General features: G+C 63.7%; 7 protein-coding genes. All 7 read right to left on the reverse strand.

Going from position 1 to position 7496, the window contains the following annotated elements; genetic code table 11:
- Nucleotides 1-129 precede the first annotated feature (129 nt).
- Nucleotides 130-435, reverse strand: coding sequence for a hypothetical protein (locus AUR66_RS12900; protein ID WP_058572749.1), 306 nt, complete (start codon nt 433-435; stop codon nt 130-132).
- Between the two features lie 84 nt (nt 436-519).
- Nucleotides 520-2592: a methionine--tRNA ligase gene (gene metG / locus AUR66_RS12905; protein WP_058572750.1), complete on the reverse strand. Its 2073-nt coding sequence runs from the start codon at nt 2590-2592 to the stop codon at nt 520-522.
- Nucleotides 2593-2838: 246 nt separating this feature from the next.
- Nucleotides 2839-3516 carry a LiaF transmembrane domain-containing protein gene (locus AUR66_RS12910; RefSeq protein ID WP_058572751.1) on the reverse strand — a complete coding sequence of 226 codons (678 nt, stop codon included), beginning with the start codon at nt 3514-3516 and terminating at the stop codon, nt 2839-2841.
- 87 nt (nt 3517-3603) lie between these two features.
- Nucleotides 3604-4170 (reverse strand): YqaA family protein, encoded by a 567-nt coding sequence (locus AUR66_RS12915; RefSeq protein ID WP_058572754.1) that lies wholly within the window; start codon nt 4168-4170, stop codon nt 3604-3606.
- A gap of 119 nt (nt 4171-4289) precedes the next feature.
- A complete protein-coding gene (gene mfnA / locus AUR66_RS12920; RefSeq protein ID WP_058572752.1) occupies nt 4290-5363 on the reverse strand; it encodes a tyrosine decarboxylase MfnA in 1074 nt (357 codons plus the stop codon).
- Between the two features lie 116 nt (nt 5364-5479).
- A complete protein-coding gene (locus tag AUR66_RS12925; RefSeq protein ID WP_058572753.1) occupies nt 5480-6223 on the reverse strand; it encodes a CPBP family intramembrane glutamic endopeptidase in 744 nt (247 codons plus the stop codon).
- Nucleotides 6224-6395: 172 nt separating this feature from the next.
- A partial coding sequence (locus AUR66_RS12930) for a putative PEP-binding protein (RefSeq protein ID WP_269432585.1) occupies nt 6396-7496 on the reverse strand: 1101 nt, incomplete at its 5' end.

Here is a 7496-nt window from a genome sequence, read left to right on the forward strand (position 1 = left end):
GAGGAGGACGACGGCGAGTGACACGCCCAGTCGCATAGTCTGGGGTCATCTGTCATCGCTCATAGTGACTCCGATACGATGCTGGCTTTCGAGGAAAAGACGAGATTGCTGGTGGCCGTCTCGAACGGGCTACGAGGTCACAGTCGTCTTGTAGATGCCACCGTCGTACCGGACGTAGCCGGGTTCGACGAATTCGTTACGTGCGGACTCGGTCGGTATCTGGACTGCCTCTCCGGTCTCGACTGCCTCTTCGAAGACTGCTCGCTGGTCCGGGTCGAGGTTCGCGAACGCGACGGCACCTTGGCCTTCGGGGAGTTCGTCTACACGCTCGACGGTCAGGCTTCCGGCCCCACCACCGGTGACGGCAGCGACGACGCCGACGATGGCGACGAGTGCGACCACGATTCCAACCACGGTTCGTCCACCGAGTTCCATAGCCGACGCTGGGCAAGCAGGACGGATAGCCTCTGCGATACTGTACCGGGATTCGACGCAAAAATCGGGGGGATTCGGGTGACCTTACTGGACCTTCGTGCCGGGCGTCGCGTCGTCGTAGGTCGTCAGCAGGTCGGCCTGGTCGCCGGCGGCGAGGAGCATCCCGTTGGACTCCGTGCCGAACAGTTCGGCCTTCTCGAGGTTGGCCACGATGATGACCTTCTTGCCGGGGAGGTCCGACAGGTCGTGGAGTTGCTTGATACCGGCGACGATTTGGCGCTCTTCGACGCCGATGTCGACGGTCAGTTTGGCGAGTTTGTCCGCACCGTCGATGCCTTCGGCGTCCAGAACCTCGCCCACGCGGAGGTCGAGTTCCTGGAACTCCTCGAAGGAGATGCGGTCGTCTGCGATGGGTTCGAGGTCGGATTCGTCTGCCATACTCTCGTCGGCGTCCTCCTCCGACTCGTCGCTTTCGGATTCCGTCGCGGCGACGCGTTCGGCGAGTTTCTCGTTGAGTTCCTCCACGCGTTCGTCTTCTATCTTCTCGAACAGCGCTTCGGGTTCGCCGAACGACGCGGGCGGCGTCTCCAGTGCATCTTCGATGCGCGTGTCGGCGACTTCACCGTCTTCTCCGAGTTGCTCCCAGAGCGCCTGCATCTTGGCGGGCGCGACGGGTTGGAAGATGACGGCGATGGCCTTCGCAATCTGGACGCAGTCGCGGATGACCTGTGCGGCCGCCTCGGGGTCCTCGTCGGTGAGTTTCCACGGTTCGTTCCGCTGGATGTACTCGTTGCCGAACTGGGCGAGGCGGACGGCGGCGTTGCCGGACTTCCGAATCGAGTAGTCGTTGATAGCCGCACCGAACTCGTCGATAGCCTCCTGAATCCGGTCGCGGACTTCCTCGGACACGTCGGCCTCTGGGGTGCCCTCGAAGTTTCGGTACGCGAAGAGCATCGAGCGGTACAGGAAGTTCCCGACGGTCCCGACGAGTTCGCTGTTCACACGCTCACGGAACTTCGACCACGAGAAGTCGACGTCCTGCTGGAACCCGCCGTTCGTGGCGAGGTAGTACCGGAGCAGGTCGGGGTGGAAGCCCTCGTCGAGGTACTCGTCGGCCCAGACGGCGCGATTCCGCGACGTAGAGAAGCCCTTGCCGTTGAGCGTGATGAAGCCGGATGCCATGACGGCGCGGGGTTCGATGTAGCCCGCTCCTTTGAGCATCGCCGGCCAGAAGACGGTGTGGTGCTGGATGATGTCGCGGCCGATGATGTGGACGATGTCGCCCGACTCTTTCCACGCCTGTTCCCAGTCGAACACGTCGGCACCGACGCGTTCGGTGTACTGTTTGGTGGAAGAGATGTACTCGATGGGGGCGTCGACCCAGACGTAGAGGACCAGGTCGTCTGCTTCGTCACCTGGGTAGTCGATTCCCCAGTCCATGTCGCGGGTGATACACCAGTCTTGGAGTTCGCCTTCTATCCACTCACGCGGTTGGTTCTGCGCGTTCGACGTCCCTTCGAGGCGGTCGATGAACTCCTGGAGGTACTCCTGTAAGTCGGAGACGGCGAAGAACTTGTGCTGGCGTTCGCGGTACTCCGCAGGGTTGCCGGTGAGCGTCGAGGTTGGGTCTTCTATCTCGCCGGGTTCGAGGTGGCGGCCACAGCCTTCGTCACACTCGTCGCCGCGGGCGTGTTCGCCGCAGTACGGACAGGCACCTTCGACGAATCGGTCGGGAAGCCACTGGTCCGCGTCGGGGTCGTACGCGACGGGAATCTCTTTCTCGTAGACGTAGCCCTCGTCTTCGAGGGTTCGGACGATGTCCTGTGTGAGTTCGGTGTTCGTCTCGTCGTGCGTGTGGCCGTAGTTGTCGAAGTCGATGTCGAATCGGGGGAACGTCGCTTCGTACTTCTCGTGGTGGCGAAGCGCGAACTCCTCGGGCGTGACACCTTCTTTCTCGGCGTTGACGGCGACGGGCGTGCCGTGCATGTCCGACCCGCTGACGAAGGCGGTCTCTTGGCCGAGTTTTCGCAGCGAGCGACTGTAGATGTCGCCGCCGACGTACGTTCTGAGGTGGCCGATGTGCAGGTCACCGTTCGCGTAGGGCAACCCGCACGTCACCACCGCTGGGTTCTCTGTGGGGAATTCCTCGTGACTCATATGTGTCGTGTATCTCGGATGCGGGCCTAAAGCCCGCCGGTACGGATGCGTCTGTCGGTCGATGCGGAAACAGCCCGGGGTTCACCGGGTTCGGCGTCGTCGCGCGTTACCGCGACGAAGGCCGACAACGGGTCCACCCGTGGCTAAAAGAGAGTACGCATGCGCATGTTGTCGGGGAGACCCGTCGCAATCACATCGCAGACAAGAGCGAGGAGAAATATAAAAGACGCGCCTCACTGGAGGCGCTCAATCTTTGATGCTGACGCCGCCGAAGGCGCAGAATCCGGAGACGACGAGGTCCACCGTCTCGTGTTCGAGTTCGCGGCGTGGGCGTTCGTCTTCGGCGCCTCCGAAGACCGGGAGCACGTCTATTCGGACGTTCCAGTCGCGTGGGACGGTGATGTCGACGCCGCCGAAAATCGACGTGACGTTGATTCGAGCGGTCTCTTCGACGTCGACCACGTCGCGGAGGTCGACCTCGGCGGCACCGAACAGGGTCGTGATAGCCCCGCCGGTGAAGCGAGTAGTCGTGGCCCGTGCGTTGCGCCCGCCGAAGATGGCGACGATGTCCACGCGGTCACCGGTAATCGGTTCGACGGACGAGCGAACCCGCCCGAGTGCGACCGAGAGACCGAGGATGATGAGGAGGACCGGCCAGAACGACAGGATTTGCGACCCCGTCACGAGGTCGAGGGCGACCGCTTGCCACGCCCCGGCGATGGCGATGAGGACGAGTGGTCCACCGACGTTTCGGAACCCACTGGCGACGAGTGCGTAGATACCGACGAGGACGAACAGCGACGGGACGTACCGAAGCAGTCCGGTCGTGTCGTAGACGCCGGTGCTGTTCGCGAGCAGTACGAGGCCGACGAGGACGATAGCGCCCCCGACGACGACCTGGTTGGAGATGCGTCTGTATGCCATGATACTAGTACGCGGCAGGAACCGATAACCAGCGCTTCTGGTTCTCAGATTCCGGGGGAGTGACGAACGAGCGACGTCGACCCGCGCTCAGAGGAAGGCGACAGCGGCCTCGATGCCGACGAGTGTCACGATGAGTCGGCCGGCCGACCCGACGAACGTGGCCGCAGCGAACTTGAGGTAGTCGTCTTCGAGGACTGCGAACGCGTAAATCGACAGCGTGTCCGGGAACCCCGGGACACAGAGCGCCGCCGCGAGGCCAGCGTAGCCCCACTTCTGAGCGATGTGAATCGCCTTTCGCTCGGTCCACCCCATCACGTCGACCGGGAGGCGGGCGAGCGCTTTTTCGACGTATCCCGACTCCTTCGTCTCGTGGCCGATGTGGAACGCGAAGACGCTCCCAGCGGCCTTTCCGGCACCGCTGACGGCGATGATGAGTGCCAGTTTCACGTTGTATGGCAGGCCGAGGTTGAGGGGAGCAAAGAGGACGATTTCGCTCACGCCGGGGAGGGCGAAGGCGATGAGGAACGAGTACGCGAAGATAATCGCGAGGCCGAACCACCCGGTAGCCGTCTCGACGAGCGAGGTGAGCCACGAGAAGTCGGGGTAGATGCCCAACGTGAGGTCAGCGAGCGAGACGAGCGCGGGGAGGGTCACACCAGACACTCACAACCAATCGAATGTAAGCCTTCAGGTTTCGGAAGCGACGCTATCGTTCGCTGAACCGTCCGTTATCGGTGATAGTCACGTTTCCCGTCGAGAAATCCAGTCGCCCGTCAGTTCCGTGCTGGGCCGCTGGACACGTCGTCGAGGTCGGAGAGGAACGCCCGAAGCGACTCCCGAGAGACGTGGGGCATACAGACGACGCGGAGTTCGCCGCTCGCGGTCCGAGAGATGCGCCACCCGAGGTCACGGAGAGACTCGAACTCAGCGTCGGGGAGGCGCGCGGCGACGAGTGGGAGTTCGGGTTCGACGGCGTCGTACCCGCGGGCGACGAGTTCTTGATACAACCACTCGGCGTTCGCTTGTTGCGTCTCGTACTCCTCACGGTAGCCGTGGGGCCACAACTCGCGCATCGCGGCGGCGGCGGAGGCCACGCCCGCACCACTTCGCGTGCCGGTGAGTGTCGCCTGCGACGTCGATTCGAGGTACGGCGTGTCGACCGCCAGTGCGTCCACGACTTCCTTGTCACGGAAGAGGAGGCCGCCCGCGGGGACGACTGCCTGTCCGTACTTGTGCGGGTCGATGGTCATCGAGTCGATGGGGGCGTGGGCGAACGACCACTCGTGGTCGGTAAAGGGGAGGATGAACCCACCCCACGCGGCATCGACGTGCATCAGCGCACCCGCGTCGTGGGCGATTTCGGTCAGTGCTGGAATCGGGTCGACACGGCCGAACTCGGTGGTGCCGGCGACGCCAGCGACGAGAATCGTGTGGTCGTCGACTGCCTCGCGGACTGCCGCGACGTTCGCCCGATAGTCGGCGTCGACGGGGACGATGCGCAACTCGACGTCGAGTACGTCGGCGGCCTTCTGGAAACTGAAGTGAACGCTCTCGGGGGCGACGACGTTCGGGTCGTCGTCCCGGGCGTGGTTTCGCGCGGCCCGGATTGCCTGGATGTTGGCCTCTGTGCCGCCGCTGGCGACGTAGCCGTGAGGGGTCGCAAGCCCAGTAATCTCGCCGAGGTACGAGAGTGCGTCTTCTTCGAGTGCAGCGACCGCTTGGTAGGTCGCAGGGTCGCCCGGATTGGTGGCGATGAATCGCGACGCGGCCTCACGGGCGGCCGGGTGCGGTTGGGTACACATCGAAGAGAGAACGCGGTCGAACGTTTGCGGTGCCGCGCGCTGCATGCCTCACTCTATAACCACACCCAGTATATCGGTTCCGCTCCTTTGCGCAGTGTCAGCGCACCCGCAAAAGAGCCACCCGCCCCCGAGAAATCACCAGACAGTGCGGCGAGCCCTGCTCACCCGACGACGAACGACGAGAGAAACAGCGTCGCGTTGTACAGTCCGTGGACGACGATGGGGACGGCGAGGTTCTGCGTTCGCTCGTAGACGTACCCGAACACCGCGCCGACGAGGAAGAGCGCCGACAACGGGACCAGAATAATCCACCCGCCACCGACGAAGTTGAACGCGTGGAGCGACGCGAATATCGCACTGGCGAGGCCGATACCGGCAGCAGGGCCGAACGTCTCGCGCAATCGCCCCTGGACGGCACCGCGGAAGAGGACCTCTTCGGCGGGTGCGATGACGAAGATGGACAAGAGTGCGAGCACGACGAAGATGGTTGGGTCGACGCTCCCCGCCTCACCGACGACCGATTGTATCGGACTGAGGTCGACGATGGTCGACGCGACGACGAGCAATCCGACGGCGGTGAAACTCGCGACGAGACCGATGCCGACCCACTTCACGTCGTCTCGCGTGGGAACACGGACCGAGACTCCACCGAGGAGCACAACCACGACGAGCACACCGACGATTGCGAACGCGAGTTGCGAGGGTATCAGTGAGGCGACGAGGAACAGCGACCCCGACGGGTCGAACTGGACACCGAGTGCGACGACGGGGACGAACGCGGCGATTGTGAGGACGACACCGAGGAGGATGGCGGCGGCGACGATGGCGAGTGCGACGATTACCGCCCGAATGCGGGCGACTGTCGTCGGTTGTGGCGTGGAGGGTGTATCGACGGCGGTGGACATGGATGAATCACGAACCTCTCACTAGAGAGACGTGTGCTGGGAAGAAAAAGACGGGGCTCGTCGGGCGTCTCGACGGCAGAATAAATGGATTCGGCACCACGGAACAGACGCTCAGCGTCTGGGCGTCGTGTGACGAAAACGAGAGGACGTCGAAGGCTGGACGGAGCGTCCGTCAGCGAACCGAGTCGAGGAGCAGGCGCTGTTCGACGCGCTTGACCTCGTGTTGGACGTCGCGGACGGCGTCGATGTTCGCCGAGATGGAACTGACACCCTTGTCGACGAGGAACTGGACCATCTTGGGCTTGGACCCGGCCTGCCCACAGATGCTCGTCTTCACACCGACCTCACGGCACGCCTCGATGGTGTCGCCGATGAGTTTGAGCACCGCCGGGTGGAGTTCGTCGTAGATGCCGGCGACGTGCTCGTTGTTCCGGTCGACGGCGAGCGTGTACTGCGTCAGGTCGTTCGTTCCGAAGGAGGCGAAGTCGATGCCTGCGTCGGCGAGTTCGCGAATCGAGAGCGCGGCGGCAGGCGTCTCTATCATGACACCCCATTCGCGCTTGTCCGGGTCGATACCCGCTTCTATCATGTGCTCTTTCGCGCGAAGCACGTCTTCGGCGTCGTTGACGAGGGGGAACATGACTTCGATGTTGTCGTACCCCATGTCGAACAGACGGCGGAACGCCTGCAGTTCGAGGCGGAAGATGTTCGGGTTGTCGAGGCCACGGCGGATGCCGCGGTACCCGAGCATCGGGTTGTGTTCGCGCGGTTCGTTCTCGCCGCCTTCGAGTTGGCGGAACTCGTCGGTGGGTGCGTCGAGCGTGCGGACGCGGACCGGACGCGGGTAGAACTCTTCGGCGACTTCGCGGACGCCGGAGACGATTTCGTCGACGTAGGCGCGTTCGCCGTTCTGCTCGATGTATCGCTCTGGCGTCTTGCCGAGCGTCAGCACCATGTGTTCGATGCGGAGGAGGCCGACGCCGTCGGCACCCGTCGCGGCGGCGCGTTCGGCCGCTTCGGGGATGGAGACGTTGACTTTGACCTCCGTCGCCGTCATCGGCTTGACGGGGGTCTTGGGTCGTGCCTCTTCGACCGGTTGGCGCTGTTTCTCTTCGGGTTCTTCACCCTCGCGGATGGTCCCCTTGTCGCCGTCGATGGTGACGATGTCGCCGTCGTCGATGGTCGAGGTTGCGTCGCCGGTGCCGACGACTGCCGGCACGCCGAGTTCGCGCGAGACGATAGCCGCGTGGGAGGTCATGCCCCCTTCGTCGGT

The organism is Haloferax profundi (genome assembly GCF_001469865.1).
Classification (GTDB): Archaea; Halobacteriota; Halobacteria; order Halobacteriales; family Haloferacaceae; genus Haloferax; species Haloferax profundi.